Raw genomic sequence first — 19340 nt, 5'->3', positions numbered from 1 at the left:
ACCATGGCAAAAATCATTACAATGCCGCGCCTTAGCGACACAATGACCGAAGGTACTGTGGCTACGTGGCTTAAGAAAGTTGGAGACGTTATTAAAGAAGGCGATATCCTTGCTGAGATTGAGACTGATAAAGCTACTATGGAATTTGAGGCTTTTGATGCAGGTACGCTTTTACATATTGGAATTAATGAGGGCGAAACTGCACCTGTAGATTCAGTTCTTGCTATCATCGGAGAGACCGGAGAAGATATTTCAGGTCTTCTTAACGGTAATGCAGCTCCTGCTGCTGAGGCTAAAAAAGAAGAGGCCGCTGCTCCAAAAGCTGAAGTTGCTGCTGAAACTGCAGCTCCTGCTGCATCGGCGGAACTGCCTAAAGGTGTTACTGTGGTAACAATGCCTCGTCTAAGTGATACAATGACTGAAGGTACTGTTGCAACATGGCTTAAAAAAGAAGGCGATACCGTAAAAGAAGGTGATATTCTTGCTGAGATTGAAACTGATAAAGCAACAATGGAGTTTGAATCATTCCATTCAGGTGTGCTTCTTAAAATAGGAATTCAGGAAGGTCAAACAGCATCTGTAGATAGTATGCTTGCTATCATCGGGCCTGCAGGAACAGATGTTTCAGGTATTGATGCTAATGCTTCTGCACCGGCTCCTGCAAAATCTGAAGCTGCACCGGTTGCTGAAACTAAGAAAGAAGAAGCTGCTGCTCCACAAGCAGAAGCTGCTCCTGCAACTAATGATGGTGGAAGAGTATTTGCTTCTCCGCTTGCCCGTAAAATTGCCGAGGATAAAGGTGTTAATCTGAATCAGGTAAAAGGTTCCGGAGAAAACGGACGTATCGTTAAGAAAGATATTGAAAACTTTACTCCTGCTGCTGCCCAGTCTGCTGCTTCTGCCGCTCCGGCACAATCGGCTGCTGCTCCTGCTGCTGTAGCTTACACGCCTGTAGGTGAAGTGGCTACCGAAGAAGTGAAAAACAACCAAATGCGTAAAACTATTGCGCGTCGTCTTGCTGAATCTAAATTCACTGCTCCGGAGTATAGCTTAACTATTGAGCTTGATATGGATAATGCTATTGCAAGCCGTAATGTTATCAACGCTGTTCCTGATACTAAAGTATCATTCAACGATATGGTTATCAAGGCTAGTGCTATGGCGTTACGTAAGCATCCGCAAATTAATACACACTGGAAAGATGATGTTACTGTTTACAACAAACATATCAGTATAGGTGTAGCTGTAGCTGTTGAAGACGGTCTTGTGGTTCCGGTACTTAAATTTACTGACATGATGAGCCTTTCTCAAATTGGTTCGGGTGTAAAAGATCTTGCCGGTAAAGCAAGAAATAAAAAACTTACTCCTGCCGAAATGGACGGAAGTACATTTACAGTTTCTAACTTAGGTATGTTTGGTATCCAGGAGTTTACATCTATTATTAACCAGCCGAATTCAGCTATCCTTTCAGTAGGTGCTATCGTTCAGAAGCCGGTTGTTAAGAATGGACAGATTGTAGTAGGGAACACTATGACAGTAACGCTGACTTGTGATCACCGTACAATTGATGGTGCTACGGGAGCTCAGTTCCTGCAAACCCTGAAACAATATATCGAGAATCCGGTTACTATGCTGGCGTAAGCTTGCAGTAATCAAAATATATATACCCGTTCTGGATTCAGGATGGGTATTTTTTTTGTAGAATTGTTTATGGGGAAATTAAGGGAATTGCTTTTTGGCGAATATAATAGCTTGGAAAGGGCGCTTAAAAATCCTAATAGGGTTAAGAGGCTTAGACTGCATTTTACTGCAAATATTGATGATTTTGCTGAAGATTTTTTAAAGTTCAGTAAATTAAGTTCTTTATATGTTTTAGTGGGAGGTGGTTATTCAAAGCTTCTTCCTGAACAAATAGGAGAGTTGAAAACATTAACTGAATTAGCGATAATTAATGTGCCGTTTAAGGAGTTTCCTTTATGGATTACGAGATTATATAGATTGAAGCGTTTGTATTTAAGAGGGTTTGATTTTTTAGAGCTTCATCCTGATGTAAAAAAAATGGATAATCTGAAGGAGCTGAGTCTTGAGAATTGTGATTTTACAATAATTCCTGAAGATATAAGGGATCTTGAAAATCTACGAATGTTGAGTTTTAATGCCGACTGGTTGTTAAAGGTTGAGGAGAATCGACTTCCTGAAAAGCTTGAAGAGCTAAATGTTTTCCGTCATCAGATAGACGATAAGGTATTGAAAGAGTTAAAAGAAAAGAGACCGTTGCTAAAGATTAATTTTTATGATAGATGACATACTCAAAATGAAATTGAGCTTTTGATTTCTAAACGTAACCTTATTTTTGAATCTTAAATCAACTTGTAAATTTTTCTTATTTTAGCTGAATACAAAAAACAAAACATGAAAAAACTTATATATGTTTCCCTTTTATCTTTGGGATGCGTAGGGATGATTTCTGCCCAGAAAAAGAAGGCTGTACAGGCTCCTTATAAGGTAGAAGAGGCATCAGTAATAACAACGCTTAAATTTCTTGCGTCTGATGATTTGAAAGGCCGTGAGCCTGGCACGCCGGAAATGGAAATGGCTGCTCGTTATCTGGAGGATGTGCTTCAAAAGAATGGAATAAAACCTTATTTTTCAACATACAGGGATACACTTTCCAATATGACTGTGCCGGCTTATAATATTGTTGGTGTTCTCGAAGGAACTGATCCTAAATTGAAAAAAGAGTTTGTTGTAATTGGGGCGCATTATGATCACATCGGGCTTGCAAAAGAAACTGTAAATGGTGACAATATTTATAATGGGGCCGATGATAACGCAACAGGTACTACAACCGTTGCAGAACTGGTTAATTATTATGGCAAGGTAAAATCGAATAAGCGCAGTATTTTGTTCTGCTTTTTCTCGGGTGAAGAAAAAGGCCTTTTGGGGTCAAAGCATCTTGCTGCTAAGCTGAAAGAACAGAACTTTCCTGTTTACACCATGTTGAATTTTGAAATGACAGGTGTGCCGTTAGGGGATGGTTTGTTAGCTTACTTAACAGGTTATGGGCGTAGTAATATGGCAGACAAGTTAAATGAGTATGCCGGTAAAAAGATAATTGGCTCAAATGCTTTTGAGATGCAATACCAGTTGTTTAGGGCATCGGATAATTACCCGTTTTGGCAGGAATTTAATATTCCTGCACATACATTGTGTACTACTGAGATGACGGCTTTTAAATATTACCATCAGCTAGGTGATGAATTTGATGTTATGGATACTAAGCATATGACTGATTTTATACAACAGATGATACCAGTGGTAGAAAAAACAGTAAATGCGCCAAGTAAAGAAATTGTATTGAAAAAATAATGAAAAATATAATTATAACAGGTACAAGCAGAGGGATAGGATATGAGTTGGCTCTTCAGTTTGCAAAAGCGGGTCATAATGTACTTGCAATTTCCAGAAAAATACCTGAAGCCCTAATTGAAAATCGAAATATCTCATGTTTGAAAATAGATCTTGCTTCAGGAGAAGGGTTAGAGCGTATTTCAGACTTTGTTGAAAAAACATGGAAAACGGTAGATATTCTAATCCATAATGCAGGGGCTTTGATATTGAAACCATTTGCTCAAATATCTGCTGAAGAATTTGAGTATATCTATAAAGTAAATGTTTTTGGAGTAGCTGCCCTTAACAGAGTTGTGTTGCCTTATATGCCTAAAGGCAGCCACGTGGTTACCGTAAGCAGTATGGGAGGAGTTCAGGGTACAATGAAGTTTGCCGGACTTGCCGCTTATAGTTCCAGTAAAGGAGCTGTGATTACGCTTAGTGAACTTTTGGCGGAAGAATACCGTGAACAGGGAATCTCGTTTAATGTACTGGCTCTCGGCGCTGTAAATACCGAGATGTTGCAGGAAGCTTTTCCGGGGTATGAAGCGCCGCTTTCTCCTAAACAAATGAGTGATTATATTTATAATTTTGCGCTAACCGGCAATACTTATTTTAATGGTAAAGTACTGCAGGTGTCAAGTACTACGCCTTAATACGTGAAACATATACTTTCCCCTTATTTGCCGGAACATGCTACAGATGCAGCTTTTGAGCTGATAAAACATTATGGGGTTAACCTGAAAATAGTAAATGAAAGGGTAACGCGTCATGGTGATTACAGGCGCGATCATAACGGATTACATCAGATAACTGTGAATGCCAGTCTGAATAAATACCGTTTCTTGATTACGCTTATACATGAAATTGCTCATTTAGCTGCTTTTGAGAAATATGGAAGAAATATTAAGCCTCATGGAGATGAGTGGAAAAGTACTTTTCAGAAGCTAATGGTGCCTTTTATTCGTCCTGAGATATTCCCGAATCAGTTATTGCCATTACTTGCCAGGCACTTTAGAAATCCGAAAGCAAGCAGTGATACCGATGCTACTCTTGCAATTGCTTTAAAACAATTTGATGATAGGTCGGAAAAGAATTATATATTTGAACTTCCTTACGGAAGCCATTTTAGAATACACAATGGCAAGATTTTCAAAAAGGGAGCCCAAAGGGTTAAAAGATTTGAATGTCTTGAGATTAGTACCGGCAGAGTATATCTTTTTAATCCTAATGCCGAAGTTGAGCTTGTGCCTTAATGTGTTAAATGAAAATTAAACGGCTTTGTTTTTTACTTATTAAGTAGAAACTTTACTTAAGGAATTAAAACCAAAAGAATGAACACAAACTATTATGCGGTATTGATGGCTGGCGGTGTTGGCTCTCGTTTTTGGCCTGTAAGCACTACACAGTTTCCTAAACAGTTTCATGATATGCTGGGTACGGGAGAAACCCTTATTCAAAAGACATATAGCAGACTTACTAAACTTATACCGCAGGAAAATATACTTGTACTTACTAACGAAATCTATAATGATATCGTGTTGGAGCAATTGCCGGAGCTTACTCCTGATCAGATTGTTCTAGAACCGGCAATGCGCAATACTGCTCCCTGTATACTTTATGCTACGCTGAAGATAAAGAAACTAAATCCTGATGCCTTAATGGTTGTTGCGCCAACAGATCATTGGATTGAAGATGAAGATGCTTTTCTTCAAAATCTTCAAAGCGCATTTGATTGTGCCGGAAAAGAAGAGGTGCTAATGACTCTTGGTATAAAGCCTACTTTTCCAAATACAGGATATGGTTATATAGAATATGATTTCAAAACGGACAGGCAAATTAAAAAAGTAGAGCAGTTTAGAGAAAAACCTGATTATGCTACCGCGAAATCTTTTTTAGCGCAAGGGAATTTTCTTTGGAATGCCGGTATTTTTATTTGGGGTGTTAAAGCTGTAACTAATGCTTTTCTTGAGTTTCAGCCGGATATGTATGAGCTTTTCATGGCAGGCTATGAGAGTTATAATACTTCAGGGGAAAAGGAATTTATTGGTGCCAATTATATTAAAAGCAATAATATTTCTATTGACTACGCTGTAATGGAAAAAGCATCTAATGTTTATGTGCTTCCCGCAGATTTTGACTGGAATGATCTTGGCACATGGGGGTCTTTGCATGATAAACTTGACAAGGATGAAAATAACAATGCTGTAGTTAATGCCAGGGTATTTATTGAAAACGCAACCAACAATATAATTAGGACGGATAAAGGTAAAACAGTTATTGTTGACGGCCTTAATAACTATATTGTAGTAGATAAAGAAGATATATTACTGATTTATCCTAAGGAAAAAGAACATGAAATAAAAAAGATAACTGAAATTGTTACATCAGCTGCTAAAAAGGTAGAGTAAATGTAAGTTTTTATGTTAAATTTTGTAGGTTTTGTTTAGGTGTCTGAAGAAATCAATATCTTTAGAGTGCTTAAACTAAACCAACCATGACTGAAAAATTACCTTCTTACAGGTTATTACTCAATGTAATAATCCTGTTTTTCTCATTGAGTGCATTTGCGCAACTCCCCGCATTTAATTTTACTGTTACAAAGACTGATGAGACGTGCTTAAATAACGGAGTGCTTAATTTTGCCGTTTCAGGACTTCAACCCGGAGCTACAGTAACCTATAAAGTATATCTGCTTCCGGATACGGTTAACGATGTGATTACCACAACCAGTACTACTGTCCCGGGACGTACTTCGGGTAATTATACAATAGTTGCGACTCAGTCTCTTAATGGACAAACAAGTACAAATACTCAAAGTATTACTATTAATAATCTGATCGTACCACTTACTTATGGTTTTACTGTTACAAATTCACGTTGTGGTAACGATGGTGCTATTACTCTGACAGCTACCTCTGGTTATCCTTCTACCTATGAAATTATAGCAGGGCCGGTTATTAAACCTCCTCAGGCCTCAAATGTTTTGACGGGGCTTCCGGCCGGTTTATATTCTGTAAGGGTGACAGACACTTGTGGCGAAGCAGTAGTGGTAAGTATTACCGTTACTCAGTCTACGACCGGTATAATTATTTTAGATCCTGATTTTAGTGATATTCCTGAATTGCCGGGTTGTAATACTATTACAGTATTAAATCATATAGGGGCGAGTCAGCCTAATATCATATTCTTTCCTATTACAGTCCAGTATACTGTTTATCCTCCGGGAGGTGGTACACCTATCGTTACAACTTTATCAAATGTAATGACAAGTGATCTGAGTTTTGATATGCCTTTTTACAATAATCAGCAATACTCTTATAGCATAAAAATAACTGATGCCTGTGGAAATATATTTACCAAAAATTTGATGGCGATTAATCAACAGTATTCAGTTCAGGTTTTGGATGAAGTTGAAGGGTGTGGTAATAATTTCTTCAGTTTACAGGTAGCTAACTTTGTTGGACCTGTAAATGTAACTTTTACCAGTTCACCAGCCGGATTTACCCCGTCAGCTCTCAATATAAATCATCCTAACTTTGATGTGCCTGTGATAGAGTATGGCGGAGACGGAGCTTATGCTCCGGAGGGAGATTATACGGCAGTAGTTGTAGACGCTTGCGGTAGGTCGGTTACGTTAAATTTTACACTTAACGATGATGATTTAGATGAGCCGCAGGTAACCGGAGATATGGCCGCTTGCGGTGGAGATGGTTCGATAGGGATATCATTTCCGGATCGTGAAGTAGATAGCGTTATTCTTACATCGGCTCCGGCAGGATACCCGGGACCTTTCCCTTTAGATGTAAGCGCGGGTATTGATGCTGATGGTTTTTTTAACATGGTAGATATTCCTCCCGGCACTTATGTTTTTGTAGTAACGGATGAATGTGGGAATGAATATGATGTAGTGAGGGAAGTTACATCGGGTGCATCTTCGGATAATCTAACGGTGCTTCATCGTGCTGGCTGTGCTTTAGGATACGGATCGGTTAGAATTGCAAGTTCATTGGGGTTGACGGGGCTTGTTATTACTGCTGCACCTACTTCATTTGGACAGACTCTTCCTTATAATGCTTCAGTTAATGTGGCTTCCGATGGTAGATTTTACATGAACTCATTACCGGCAGGGAATTATACTGTGCAGGGTACTAATATTTGTGGACAGGTACTTACTTTAAATTTTGTGGTTTCGGGATATGGAATGTCGGTCAATACTGTTGATGTGGCTAAGCATTGTGGATCTTTTGACCTCTTTTTACAACATGTGAGCAATGGTAATTATGTTCCGGGCTATTTCCTTCAAAGATTAGACCCCGTTACAGGCCATTGGGAACATCCTGATACAGGTGTAGATTTTGTTGAAGGAACCGCTGTAAATTCATTAAATTCTTTACCATTAGGAAATAACCAAACGGCTTTAAGTCTTGTTTATACGGGTGAATTTAGGGTGATAAAAACATTCTTTGTTTATGACAATGGTAGTATTGCTAACATTCGTTGTTATCATGTGCTACATACATTTAATTTTGGAGGTGGTCCTGAGATAATTGATGCGTATAGTTTTCCTTGTGCTAATGGTTTGACTGAAGTTGCAGTTATAGCAGATGGTATACCTCCATTAACTTATAGCATAACGACTAAGGACGGACAACCATTTACTGTAAACAATGGTCAGTCTAACCTCTTTACCGGATTAGAAAGCGCAACATATAATTTTAGACTAACTGATGTTTGTGGAAATATCAGGAATATTTTACTGGATATTGATGCACTTGATCCTATTACTATTCAGGCTGAAGGATTTTGTGAAGGAGAAGATAGTAAACTTTTTGTGCCTGAATTTACTTTTCTTGATTATAAATGGTTTAAAGAAGGTGCTCCCGGAGTTGTGCTGAGTACAACAGGTACGCTTAACTTCCCGGATTATGAATCGGCAACCGATGGAGGGGTTTACCATCTTAGCGTTACAAGCGATAATCCTTTGTCGTGTATGAATCAGGAGTTGAGTTTTTCATTGTTGGAAAACACATTGCCAAATGCAGGCCAGGATACAACTACCCAGTTTTGTAATAATGGTGAACCAACAGATCTTAGGAGTTTCTTAGAAGGCGGGATTGTTACAAATGGCGACTGGGAAGATGTGAATAATACGGGTATGCTGACAAATCATACATTAACTACTGCAGGATTGCCTGAAGGGACATATCAGTTTAGGTATATAGTGTCAGGGTTGTGTAATTTGTCTGATGATGCCATACTTACCCTTGAAGTAAAAGATATTCCTCAGGCTCCCTCAATCAATATGGTTTCACCGATTTGTGAAGGAGGTAATTTACAATTGGGAACTACAGCGGTTGCAGGCGCTACTTATCAATGGAATGGTCCCAATGGATTTACGTCTGCTCTTGAAACGGTTTTAATAAATGCGGTTTCCCTTGATAATGCAGGGACTTACACCCTAAGCGCTACAATCAATGGATGTACTTCTGCAGTGAGTAGTGTAGATGTCGTTATTAATCCTTTGCCAAAAGCAGGAGATGACGCTACTGTGCCTCTTTGTAATGAAGGTAATGCGGTAGATCTTGTGTCTTATTTATCAGGTTCATTTGATGGGAATGGTGTTTGGGAAGACGTTAACGGAACAGGTGCATTAACAGGAAGTAATTTTGCAACTACAGAAATTACTGAAGGGACATATCAGTTCAGGTATGTTGTTACCAATGTTTGTAATGATACTGATGATGCAATAATCGAGATACAACTTAAAAACATTCCGGATGCTCCCGTGCTAAATCCTGTGGCTCCGGTATGTGAGGGTACAGATATTCAGCTTTCTGCCGATACGGTTGCTAATGCTGTATATCAATGGACAGGCCCTAACGGATTTACTTCTGCTGAACAAAACCCGCTTATTGCAGCGGCTGGTATTCAGGCAAGTGGAGATTATTCTTTGAGTGTTTTAGTGAATGGCTGTGCCTCAGATGTTACTATAGTGCCAGTTACTGTAAATCCTACTCCACAATTTATGATTGAAGGTAATACGGAATTATGCGAAGGGCAGACATCTCTTCTTACAGTTATGCCCGCTAATTTTAACGGCACAACAGCTTCTTATCAATGGTATCTGGAAGGAAATCTTCTGGGTGAAACTTCTGCTAATCTGTCAATATCCCAAATAGGTAATTATGAGGTGATTGTTGATAATGCTACTTGTACAGCGAGCCGTGAAATAGCTGTTGTAGTAAATGATAATCCGTTTGAGTTAGAACTGGGTTCGGGTTGTATGAATTATGATTACATGCTTTGGGTAGAAAATATAAGCGATATTAATGGTGCTACGGTTGTGTGGACCGGTCCCCAGAATTTTAATTTCATTGGCTTGCAGGCAAATATTACCAATAAGCCCGAGGGTGATTATACGGCAATAGTTACCAATGATGAAGGTTGTACTGCTACTGCTACTATAACTATTGATAATACCTCATGTATCATTCCTAAGGGGGTTTCTCCTAATGGTGATGGCCTGAACGATACTTTCGATCTCTCTAACCTTGATGTTGTTGAACTGAAAATATTCAACAGGTACGGACTTAAAGTATATGAAGCCCATAACTACCTTAATGAATGGCATGGGCAGTCGGATAAAGGTACACTGCCTACAGGTACATATTATTATATGATAACCCTTTCCGCTGGAAAACAGGTAACGGGCTGGGTTTACCTTCAGAGGGAGGAATAATAACAACAAAAAGCGCTTAGATTATCTAAGCGCTTTTTTTATTTTTTATCGTCATGACTTTGTCCAAGATGTGGATGATGACCTTCATCTTCTTCGGCTTCAGCTAACAGGCTTTCGCGTACTTTTTTGAAAAGGTCAGATGAATAAACAAATTCAACTATAGATTTGTTTCTTGTTTCAAGTATCTGTTCGTTGTTTCCTTCCCATTCCTTGATTCCGTTTTTCAGGAAAACAATCTTTTCTCCAATCTGTAATACCGAGTTCATATCGTGAGTATTAATTACTGTAGTGATGTTGTACTCTTTGGTAATTTCCTGGATCAACTCATCAATAACGATAGATGTTTCCGGGTCAAGACCTGAATTGGGTTCATCACAAAACAGGTATTTTGGGTTGTTTACGATTGCTCTGGCAATGGCAACCCTTTTTTGCATACCTCCTGAAATCTCGTTAGGAAATTTTTTATTGGCATCCTTAAGGTTAACCCTGTCCAGTACCTGATTTACCCTTTCTTTTATCTCACGACTTCTCATGTTGGTAAACATCTTAAGCGGAAATGCCACGTTATCCTCCACATTCATGGAGTCAAATAGAGCACTTCCCTGAAATACCATTCCTATCTCTGTACGAAGTGTCCTTTTCTCGTCAGGAGTAAGTTCAGAGTATATCCTTCCATCAAAAGAGATGGTGCCTGAGTCAGGTGTATGAATGCCTAAAAGTGTTTTTAGCATAACGGTTTTTCCCGATCCGCTTCGCCCTATGATTAGGTTTGTTTTTCCTGTGTCAAATGTTGTTGAGATGCCTTTTAATACTTTAGACTCCCCAAACGCTTTCTCTATGTCTTTAACTTCAATCATGAGCTTAAAAGTAATTGGGTTACTATATAGTTAACCAAAATGATTACAACACTGGTCCATACAAACGATGTTGTGCTTGCCTTTCCTACCTCCAGTGCTCCGCCTTTCATATAGTATCCATGGAACGAAGGTATAGTTGCCAAAAGGAATCCAAATATGAATGTTTTAAAGAATGCATAGAAAATGTGGAAAGGAATAAAGTCCTGTTGTAATCCCTGAAGGAACTGATCGCTGCCTACAAATCCGCCATACACACCAGCCAGCCATCCGCCAAGAATACCAAGGAACATAGAAACTGCAATGACAAACGGATATAAAAGGAAAGCGATGATTTTAGGGAATACAAGATAGTTTAGTGAGTTTACCCCCATTACTTCAAGGGCATCTATCTGTTCGGTTACCCGCATAGTACCTATACTCGAAGTAATGTATGAACCTGCACGTCCGGCCATAATGATGGAGATGAACGTTGGTGCAAATTCCAGGATAACAGATTGTCTTGTTGCGAATGCGATAAGCATTTTTGGAATAAGAGGGTTAGTAAGGTTAAGTGCAGTTTGTATTGCAACAACCCCACCAATAAAGAAAGAAATAAAGGATACAATTCCCATCGAACCTATAATAAGGTCGTCTATTTCTTTAAAAATCAAAGGCTTCATTACCGTCCACTTTGTAGGCTTATTAAAAACCTCCTTCAGCATCAGGAAATAGCGCCCTATCTGGTGTATTGCTTTTATCATTTAGAGTATGAAAATAAATGGCTAAAATACCGAATTGTAGCCAGTAATCAGTATTAGTTAATAGTTTTTTAATACTCCCGTGTTTAGAATAGTTTTTCTTTTATCTTCTTCCACCTGTAACTGCGGATGTATTTTGCCTGCTCTTCGCTAACCAGTAATGCTTTGCCTTCTTTTTTGGCTTTCAGAAAACCATTAATGTAATCGATGAAAAGAAAAGGTTTCTTTTTGCGTATGGCCAGTTTTGCTCCGGCAATAGCGGTTATTGTAAATCCGTAGCCCAGTGTGTAAAAAGCTTCACCTTGTTTGTAACGTGCTGCTTTGTTGTAGTTGGCTCCGGTAGGTTTAAGGTGCTTTACTTTAAGCCTTTCGATAGTTATTACTTTCCAGCCGTAGAATTTTGCCAATAACTCGTCAACGGTGTCCCATCCCATTGCAGGACGAAGTCCGCCCATTTGGATGAAAAGTTCTTTACGGTATGCTTTAAATGCTCCACGGATGTGGTCTTTATCGGTCAGGTTTTCCAGTATCCATTCGCCGTTTTTTTCTATGTAGGCAAATCCTCCTGCCATACCTACTTTTTCATCGTTTTTAAAGGCTTCTAAAACCGTTTCAAAATAGTCAGAAGGAAGGATGAGGTCAGCGTCCAGTTTTACGATGATATCATAATTGTTATCAATTGTTGCCTGTCCGGCATGAAAAGCCTGTATTACTTTGCTTCCCGGCATGTGTACAGCATCTGATTGTTTGTTTACCAAAGTGATCCACGGATGCTTTTCGGCAAACTCAGTAACTATCGCAGCTGTTTTATCAGTAGAATTATCATTTACCACAACAACTTTGGCCGGTAGTACAGTTTGCGCTGCAAGCGATTGCAGGGTCAGTCCCATAAAGGCTTCTTCGTTGTGGGCAGGTATGATTGCGTAATATCTCATTATGAATTATTTTGCCCTTTCGGCATAAACAATATAATATCTTGGGGTTATCGAGCGTAGCAGTGGTCGGATACCCAGTTTTTTTGCAGGGTTAGTCCATTTTTTACGGTCTTTAATCACCCATCCTGTTTTTTCCAGAAGCCAGTCCAGTTGCCAGTCTTCAAACTCATGGTAGTGCCTGTCCCACATGTCTGTCTTACTGCGATATGCCGGACTAAACCAAAGACGTAACGGAACAGAAATAATAAGCTTATCGCTTTTTACATTCTGTAATACCGTAAAAGGATTCAGCAGGTGTTCAAAAATCTCGAATGCCGTAAATACATCATAACCACCTTTTGCCAACGCGCTTTGGTCCACATCAACATCTTCGCCTGTAGTATTGGCAACAGTATAGCCTTCCTTCTTCATAATTTCAGAGAAAGGATTTTGTACACCAAGATCCAGTATGGAATTGTTTACAGGGATATGTTTTTTGAGGAATTCAAGCGTTAACGCATAGCGTTTATGGGGAAAGGTATTTTCGTACATCGCGACAATTATATTGAAGGTCAAAAATATGAAAAAGTATAGTCTTATTTGATAATTGCAGCCTATATTTGTTATTGGCTTATATCACACCCTTCACTATTGAAAAGCAAAACGTTACATAAGCAGGTTGTTTACTTTGCTATTATCAACTACCTCGGTACTGCCATAGGTATTATTTCGGCACTATTTATCTATCCGTTGGATTTTACTTTTTCGGGAACGATTAAGTTTGTTGATAATATGGCTCAGATGCTTTATCCTATTATGGTGCTTGGAGCTTCTCATGCCCTCATAAAATTTTATCCCGAGCTTAATGATGAGAAAAGAAAACAACTGTTCAATTACAGTATGCTTTCAGTAGCGACAGTAAGCGTACTTGTACTTTTTGGAATTTTCGTTTTTAACACAGTTGCAGATTATAAAGATGCCGCGCTGATTTATTTTGCGTTTCCGGTAGGTTTGGCATTGGCGTATATCGATCTTTTCAGGAAACAGGCGCAGGATCTGCAAAGACTTGCTGTACCTACGCTTTTCGAAAAAATTATACCTAAGGTTGTGCTTCCGGTATTGTTTCTTTTGGTTATAAAGAACATAGCAGGTGTAAACGAATCCCTCTTTATTTATGCAATTTCTTTTGTGCTGATAGGTGTGTTTATTGGAGTATACCTTTTCAGGCACTTTAAGCCGGGCTTCAATTATAGGTTCAAGACGTTGTTCGGAGAAATTTCCAGGAAAGATTATTTCAAATACAGCCTTTTTTCCTTTACGGCAAGTTTAGGCTCGTTGTTAGCATTCAGGATTGACGGTATAATTATCTATAACTGGATATCCGAAGAAGCAAATGGTATTTTCAGTAACGGAGCTACACTGGCCTCTACATTACAAATTCCTGCGGTGGGAATGTTTGCCCTATATGCACCATTAATCTCTAATTACCTTAAAGATGGTAATCTTACCGAGCTGAATGTGAAATACAAAGAAGTAGCCCGCTTGCTTTTCTTTATAGGAGCAGTATTGTACAGCTGTATAGTTTTGGGTATAGATGATCTTTTCAGTCTGTTGCCTACGGGTCCGGCATTAAAACAAACCACATCCATAATTTATATTTTAGGGTTTAGTGTGCTTATCAATATGGCGACTGGTTTTAATACCGAGATCATTACCTATTCAAAATACTACAGGTTCAACATGATTGCTATCTGTTGTCTGATATTTGTAAATATCGGGCTTAATGTATTCTTTTTGGGTTGCACTGAATTAGGTATAATAGGAGTGGCCTATGCTTCATTTATATCGGTAACGCTGTTTAATATCCTTAAGCTGCTGTTTCTTTATAAGAAATTTGGGCTTTTGCCTTTTGATGTTAAATTCGCAAAGATGATGTTGCTTTTTGCCCTGAGCGGAGTTTTGGTTTACATTTTACCTGATTCAGAATACCATTTGCTGAACCTGGTCTATAAAACAGGACTTTCCCTGCTTATAAATGTAATAGCTGTATATAAATTAAGGCTCGTCTATCAGGTAAATGTTACCATAGACAAAGCCTTAAATAAATTGTTCAGAAAGTAAATCCTTAAATCTGATATACAAAAGCGTTGATGTTCATTCCTGCGCCTACTGATGCAAAGATAACCACATCGCCTTTGTTTAGTTCCTGGTCTTCAAGTTGTCCTTTAATCAATAGGTCGTATAAAGTAGGGATGGTGGCTACACTGCTATTGCCTAAAGTGTGAATGCTCATTGGCATAACGCCTGCAGGAGGGGTTTTGCCATATAGCTTAAAGAATCGATGGATGATAGCCTCGTCCATTTTTTCGTTTGCCTGATGTATCAGTACTTTTTTTACATTCTCTACTGGTATACCGGTTTTCTCAAGGCATTCTTTCATGGCTTGGGGAACGCGGCTTAAAGCAAACTCATATATTTTACGACCGTACATTTTAATGTAACGTACATCCGGGTCATGGTCTTTGTTGAATGAATTTCCAAAGAAAAGAAAATAGGCTTCTTCAAAAGTGTAGGATGCTGTTTCGTGAGCAAGGATTCCGCCTTCTTCTTCGGTAGCTTCAATGATACTGGCACCGGCACCGTCTGAATAGATCATGCTGTCCCTGTCGTGCGGGTCAACTACTCTCGAAAGTGTTTCTGCACCAATTACAAGGCATCTTTTGGCCATGCCGGCCTTGATATACGCCTGTGCCTGAATCACACCTTCAACCCAGCCCGGACAGCCAAACAGGATGTCATAAGCAACACACTTAGGATTTTTAATTTTAAGGCTGTGTTTTACGCGTGAGGCTAGGCTTGGCAGTATGTCCGTTTGTATAGCACCGTCTTTTACATTTCCAAAGTTGTGTGCAAAGATGATGTAATCTAATGTTTCAGGGTCTATTTTTGCATCTTCAATAGCTTTTTGAGCCGCAAAATAAGCAATATCAGAAGTTAGCAGGTTTTCCTCTACATAGCGGCGTTCTTCAATGCCGGTAATCTGTTTGAATTTTTCGGTTACTACTTCGTTGGTATATGAAAGTGGCGTTCCGTCATCGTCTAAAAACAGATGTTTTGCAAAGTCAGCGTTGGTTACAACGCGGTTTGGGATATAACTCCCGGATCCTGTTATCCTGATATTCATAGTATAGCATGTTTGTTTAAGGCTAAGTTAACCAAATATACCATACGAAAAGGTTAAAAGTAATATGCTTGCATATTATTTTAAAGAATAGTTATTTTTTTGTTATAAAAATTAGTCAGTCAATAATTTAGAGTGCAGAAACCTTTATTTTCATAATTGTAGCTATTGAAAGAGCGCGTGTTTTTATCTTTTCTGCATTTGCACCTTCAAACAATTCATCTACAGTATCATTAAAATGACCCAACCATACGTCAAAGTGTTCGTTTGTAAGCTGTTCTTTATCGTTTAGTTCCATGTGCACATGCATTGGGTTGTTGTGATATGGACCTGTATGAAACATACTTAGTTCCCAAAAGTCTGTAATTTTAGGCAAATGACTTTCCACGTCTATTTTAGCTACATCAGTAAATATATAATTAACTCTCTCGTCGTTTAGTAAGCGTGTGTAAAATGCTCTTGTAAACACTTCAAGGTCGGTTCTTGATTCTATGTCTTTCATTTCAAATTCTTTTCAGCAAATGTAGTCAATGACTTTATTCGTTTTTATGACATAAGTCAATAACTGGTAAAAGAAAAGGGCTGCAATCGCAGCCCTTTATATTAGTTTTCCATGTAAGCCTCAATTGGCGCACAAGAACAAACAAGGTTCCTGTCTCCGTAGGCATCATCAACACGACGAACACCAGGCCAGAATTTATTCTCGTGTAGGTACTCAAGCGGGAATGCCGCTTTTTCTCTTGTATAAGGGAAATCCCAGTTGTCTGTAGTAAGCATTGCTAATGTGTGTGGAGAGTTCTTCAGTACGTTGTTTTTGTCGTCTGCTGAAGCCTCTTCAATTTCTTTACGGATAGCGATCATCGCATCACAGAAACGGTCAAGTTCCTCAAGGTTCTCACTCTCGGTAGGCTCGATCATTAATGTTCCTGCTACAGGGAATGATACTGTTGGCGCGTGGAAACCGTAGTCCATTAAACGCTTAGCAATATCAGTAACCTCGATACCGTTAGCTTTAAATGGACGGCATTCGATGATCATTTCGTGAGCAGCACGGCCCATTTCTCCTGTATAAAGCGTGTCGTAGTGTCCTGCTAATCTCTCTTTAATGTAGTTTGCATTAAGGATAGCATTGTGTGTAGAGCTTGTTAGTCCTTCAGCGCCCAGCATAGTGATGTAGCCGTAAGAGATAAGGCATACAAGTGCAGAACCCCATGGTGCAGCCGATACAGCAGTAATAGCATTGCTTCCTCCTGTAGGGATTACAGGGTTTGTTGGAAGGAATGGCACAAGGTGTTCGGCAACACAGATAGGTCCAACACCAGGTCCACCACCACCGTGAGGGATAGCAAACGTTTTGTGAAGGTTAAGGTGACATACGTCAGCACCAATAGTTGCAGGGTTAGTAAGACCAACCTGAGCATTCATGTTAGCACCATCCATATATACCTGACCACCATTTTCGTGGATTATGTTTGTAAGCTCGATGATAGAAGCCTCGTATACACCATGTGTAGATGGGTAAGTAACCATCAAACATGCAAGGTTGTCCTTGTGAAGGATAGCTTTTGCTTTAAGGTCTTCTACGTCGATGTTTCCGTTCTCAGAAGTTTTGGTAACCACAACCTCCATACCTGCCATGTGAGCAGTTGCAGGGTTGGTTCCGTGAGCCGATGCAGGGATAAGTGCAATGTTTCTGTGGCCTTCACCTCTTGACTGGTGGTAAGCACGGATAACCATTAGTCCTGCATATTCTCCCTGAGCACCAGAGTTAGGCTGTAGCGTAGTACCGGCAAAACCGGTAATTACGTTAAGCTGCTCTTCAAGTTTTTTAAGCATCTCCTGGTATCCCTGAGCCTGTTCAACAGGAGCAAACGGGTGAATGTTGTTCCAGTTTGGCATACTTAGCGGAAGCATCTCTGATGCTGCGTTAAGTTTCATGGTACAAGATCCAAGAGAGATCATAGAGTGGTTAAGGGCAAGGTCAAGACGCTCCAGTTTTTTGATGTAGCGCATGATAGCCGTTTCACTGTGGTATTTGTTGAATACATCGTGAGTAAGGAACTCGCTTGTCCTGTTTAATGAACCAGGGATAGCAACAGTTTCAGTAAGGGCAGTTACCTTATCAGCAGTTTTTCCTGCAGCTTCAGCAAATATGCTTACGATGTCGTTAATGTCGTTTAGAGAAGTTGTCTCGTTGAAAGCAACTGCTACAGTGTCGTTAGACGGGTAGTAGAAGTTGATCTCTTTTTTCTCGGCAGCAGCCTTAACTTTATCAGCATCCGCTTTTACAAGAATGGTGTCAAAGAAAGAAGTGTTTACCTGCTCAATACCAAGTTTAGCAAGAGCCTCTACAGTTGTAGCAGCAGATGCGTGAACTTTATCAGCAATATACTGAAGACCTTTTGGTCCGTGGTACACAGCATACATACCTGCCATTACAGCAAGAAGTACCTGAGCTGTACAGATGTTAGATGTAGCTTTTTCACGTTTGATGTGTTGCTCACGAGTCTGTAGTGCCATACGTAAAGCACGGTTACCGTTAGTGTCGATAGTAACACCAATGATACGTCCCGGCATGCTACGCTTGTATTCTTCTTTAGTAGCGAAGAAAGCAGCGTGAGGACCACCATAACCCAGAGGAATACCAAAACGCTGAGTAGTACCTACTGCAACGTCAGCTCCCATTTCACCCGGTGAAGTAAGTTTCACAAGGCTTAATATATCAGCAGCAACAGCTGTTTTGATGTCGTTAGATTTTGCTCTTGAAATAAAAGCAGCATAATCGTAAACCTGACCATGTTTACCAGGGTATTGAAGCATAGCTCCGAAGAAATCGTCGCTGAATTCAAATGTTTCGTGGTTGCCTATTACAAGCTCAACACCAATTGGAGTTGAACGTGTTTGTAATACAGAAAGGGTTTGAGGAAGAATTTCTTCAGAAACGAAGAATTTGTTAGCGTTAGCTTTTTTCTTCTCGCGAGAACGCACGTCAAATAAAAGTGCCATAGCCTCAGCAGCTGCTGTACCTTCATCAAGAAGTGATGCGTTTGCGATTTCCATACCTGTAAGTTCAATTACAGTAGTCTGGTAGTTAAGCAAAGCTTCAAGACGTCCCTGAGCAATCTCTGCCTGGTATGGTGTATAAGCAGTATACCATCCCGGGTTCTCAAAAATGTTTCTTTGGATAGGAGCCGGAACAATAGCAGGGTGGTAACCTAAACCGATATAAGACCTGAAGATCTTATTTTTGTTTCCTAACTGCTGAATGTGGCTGCTGTATTCATATTCCGTCATTGCCGGCTCAAGGTTCAGAGGAGCCTTAAGGCGAATGTCATCCGGTAGTGTTTCGTAGATTAATTGGTCAATAGATTCGACACCAATGGTCTTAAACATATGTTTCAGATCATTCTCCCTAGGGCCAATGTGTCTTAAAGCAAAAGCATCTGTTTTCATTATTTTCTTATGCGTTGTTTTTAGAGGCACAAAATTAGTTATTTATATTCAATTTTTAATGCCTTT

General features: G+C 39.5%; 15 protein-coding genes. 8 read left to right on the top strand and 7 right to left on the bottom strand.

Annotated features, from left to right (window positions below):
* The first annotated feature begins 3 nt into the window (after positions 1-3).
* The 7 genes from ACFSR3_RS04705 (at position 4) to ACFSR3_RS04675 (ending at position 10132) form a co-directional block, all read left to right on the top strand.
* Positions 4-1641, top strand: coding sequence for a pyruvate dehydrogenase complex dihydrolipoamide acetyltransferase (locus ACFSR3_RS04705; RefSeq protein ID WP_379819932.1), 1638 nt, complete (start codon positions 4-6; stop codon positions 1639-1641).
* Between the two features lie 69 nt (positions 1642-1710).
* Positions 1711-2304, top strand: coding sequence for a leucine-rich repeat domain-containing protein (locus ACFSR3_RS04700; protein WP_379819931.1), 594 nt, complete (start codon positions 1711-1713; stop codon positions 2302-2304).
* 108 nt (positions 2305-2412) lie between these two features.
* Complete coding sequence (locus tag ACFSR3_RS04695; RefSeq protein WP_379819930.1) at positions 2413-3369, top strand: M28 family peptidase; 957 nt, start codon at positions 2413-2415, stop codon at positions 3367-3369.
* Complete coding sequence (locus ACFSR3_RS04690) at positions 3369-4046, top strand: SDR family NAD(P)-dependent oxidoreductase (protein WP_379819929.1); 678 nt, start codon at positions 3369-3371, stop codon at positions 4044-4046. Before ACFSR3_RS04695 ends, ACFSR3_RS04690 begins: the two co-directional genes overlap by 1 nt.
* 3 nt (positions 4047-4049) lie before the next feature.
* A complete protein-coding gene (locus ACFSR3_RS04685; RefSeq protein ID WP_114757522.1) occupies positions 4050-4646 on the top strand; it encodes a SprT-like domain-containing protein in 597 nt (198 codons plus the stop codon).
* A 78-nt stretch (positions 4647-4724) separates the two neighbouring features.
* The gene (locus ACFSR3_RS04680) at positions 4725-5801 is read left to right on the top strand and encodes a mannose-1-phosphate guanylyltransferase (RefSeq protein ID WP_379819928.1); all 1077 of its coding nucleotides are present in this window, start codon (positions 4725-4727) and stop codon (positions 5799-5801) included.
* An 86-nt stretch (positions 5802-5887) separates the two neighbouring features.
* Complete coding sequence (locus ACFSR3_RS04675) at positions 5888-10132, top strand: gliding motility-associated C-terminal domain-containing protein (RefSeq protein WP_379819927.1); 4245 nt, start codon at positions 5888-5890, stop codon at positions 10130-10132.
* A gap of 38 nt (positions 10133-10170) precedes the next feature.
* Here the strand turns inward: ACFSR3_RS04675 and ACFSR3_RS04670 are convergent, their stop codons facing one another.
* From ACFSR3_RS04670 to ACFSR3_RS04655, 4 genes are all read right to left on the bottom strand, one after another.
* Positions 10171-10989 (bottom strand): ABC transporter ATP-binding protein, encoded by an 819-nt coding sequence (locus ACFSR3_RS04670; protein WP_379819926.1) that lies wholly within the window; start codon positions 10987-10989, stop codon positions 10171-10173.
* Positions 10986-11729: an MlaE family ABC transporter permease gene (locus ACFSR3_RS04665; protein WP_169520278.1), complete on the bottom strand. Its 744-nt coding sequence runs from the start codon at positions 11727-11729 to the stop codon at positions 10986-10988. The genes ACFSR3_RS04670 and ACFSR3_RS04665 overlap by 4 nt, the downstream gene beginning before the upstream one ends.
* Before the next feature lie 83 nt (positions 11730-11812).
* Positions 11813-12661 carry a glycosyltransferase gene (locus ACFSR3_RS04660; RefSeq protein ID WP_379819925.1) on the bottom strand — a complete coding sequence of 283 codons (849 nt, stop codon included), beginning with the start codon at positions 12659-12661 and terminating at the stop codon, positions 11813-11815.
* A gap of 6 nt (positions 12662-12667) precedes the next feature.
* On the bottom strand, positions 12668-13192 hold the full coding sequence (locus tag ACFSR3_RS04655; protein ID WP_114757515.1) for a methyltransferase: 525 nt from the start codon (positions 13190-13192) through the stop codon (positions 12668-12670).
* A 99-nt stretch (positions 13193-13291) separates the two neighbouring features.
* Here ACFSR3_RS04655 and ACFSR3_RS04650 point away from each other — a divergent pair, with 99 nt between their 5' ends.
* Positions 13292-14761 (top strand): lipopolysaccharide biosynthesis protein, encoded by a 1470-nt coding sequence (locus tag ACFSR3_RS04650; protein ID WP_379819924.1) that lies wholly within the window; start codon positions 13292-13294, stop codon positions 14759-14761.
* A 4-nt stretch (positions 14762-14765) separates the two neighbouring features.
* Here ACFSR3_RS04650 and ACFSR3_RS04645 read toward each other — a convergent pair whose 3' ends face one another.
* From ACFSR3_RS04645 to gcvP, 3 genes are all read right to left on the bottom strand, one after another.
* Positions 14766-15824, bottom strand: a complete 1059-nt coding sequence (locus ACFSR3_RS04645; RefSeq protein ID WP_379819923.1) for a 3-oxoacyl-ACP synthase III family protein — start codon at positions 15822-15824, stop codon at positions 14766-14768.
* Between the two features lie 127 nt (positions 15825-15951).
* Positions 15952-16323 (bottom strand): group III truncated hemoglobin, encoded by a 372-nt coding sequence (locus ACFSR3_RS04640; protein WP_379819922.1) that lies wholly within the window; start codon positions 16321-16323, stop codon positions 15952-15954.
* A gap of 101 nt (positions 16324-16424) precedes the next feature.
* A complete protein-coding gene (gene gcvP / locus ACFSR3_RS04635; RefSeq protein ID WP_379819921.1) occupies positions 16425-19274 on the bottom strand; it encodes an aminomethyl-transferring glycine dehydrogenase in 2850 nt (949 codons plus the stop codon).
* Positions 19275-19340 lie beyond the last annotated feature (66 nt).

Source organism: Flavobacterium suzhouense, from assembly GCF_042684765.1.
In the GTDB taxonomy this organism is placed as follows: Bacteria; Bacteroidota; Bacteroidia; order Flavobacteriales; family Flavobacteriaceae; genus Flavobacterium; species Flavobacterium suzhouense.
This window is presented reverse-complemented; position numbering and strand designations above follow the sequence as displayed.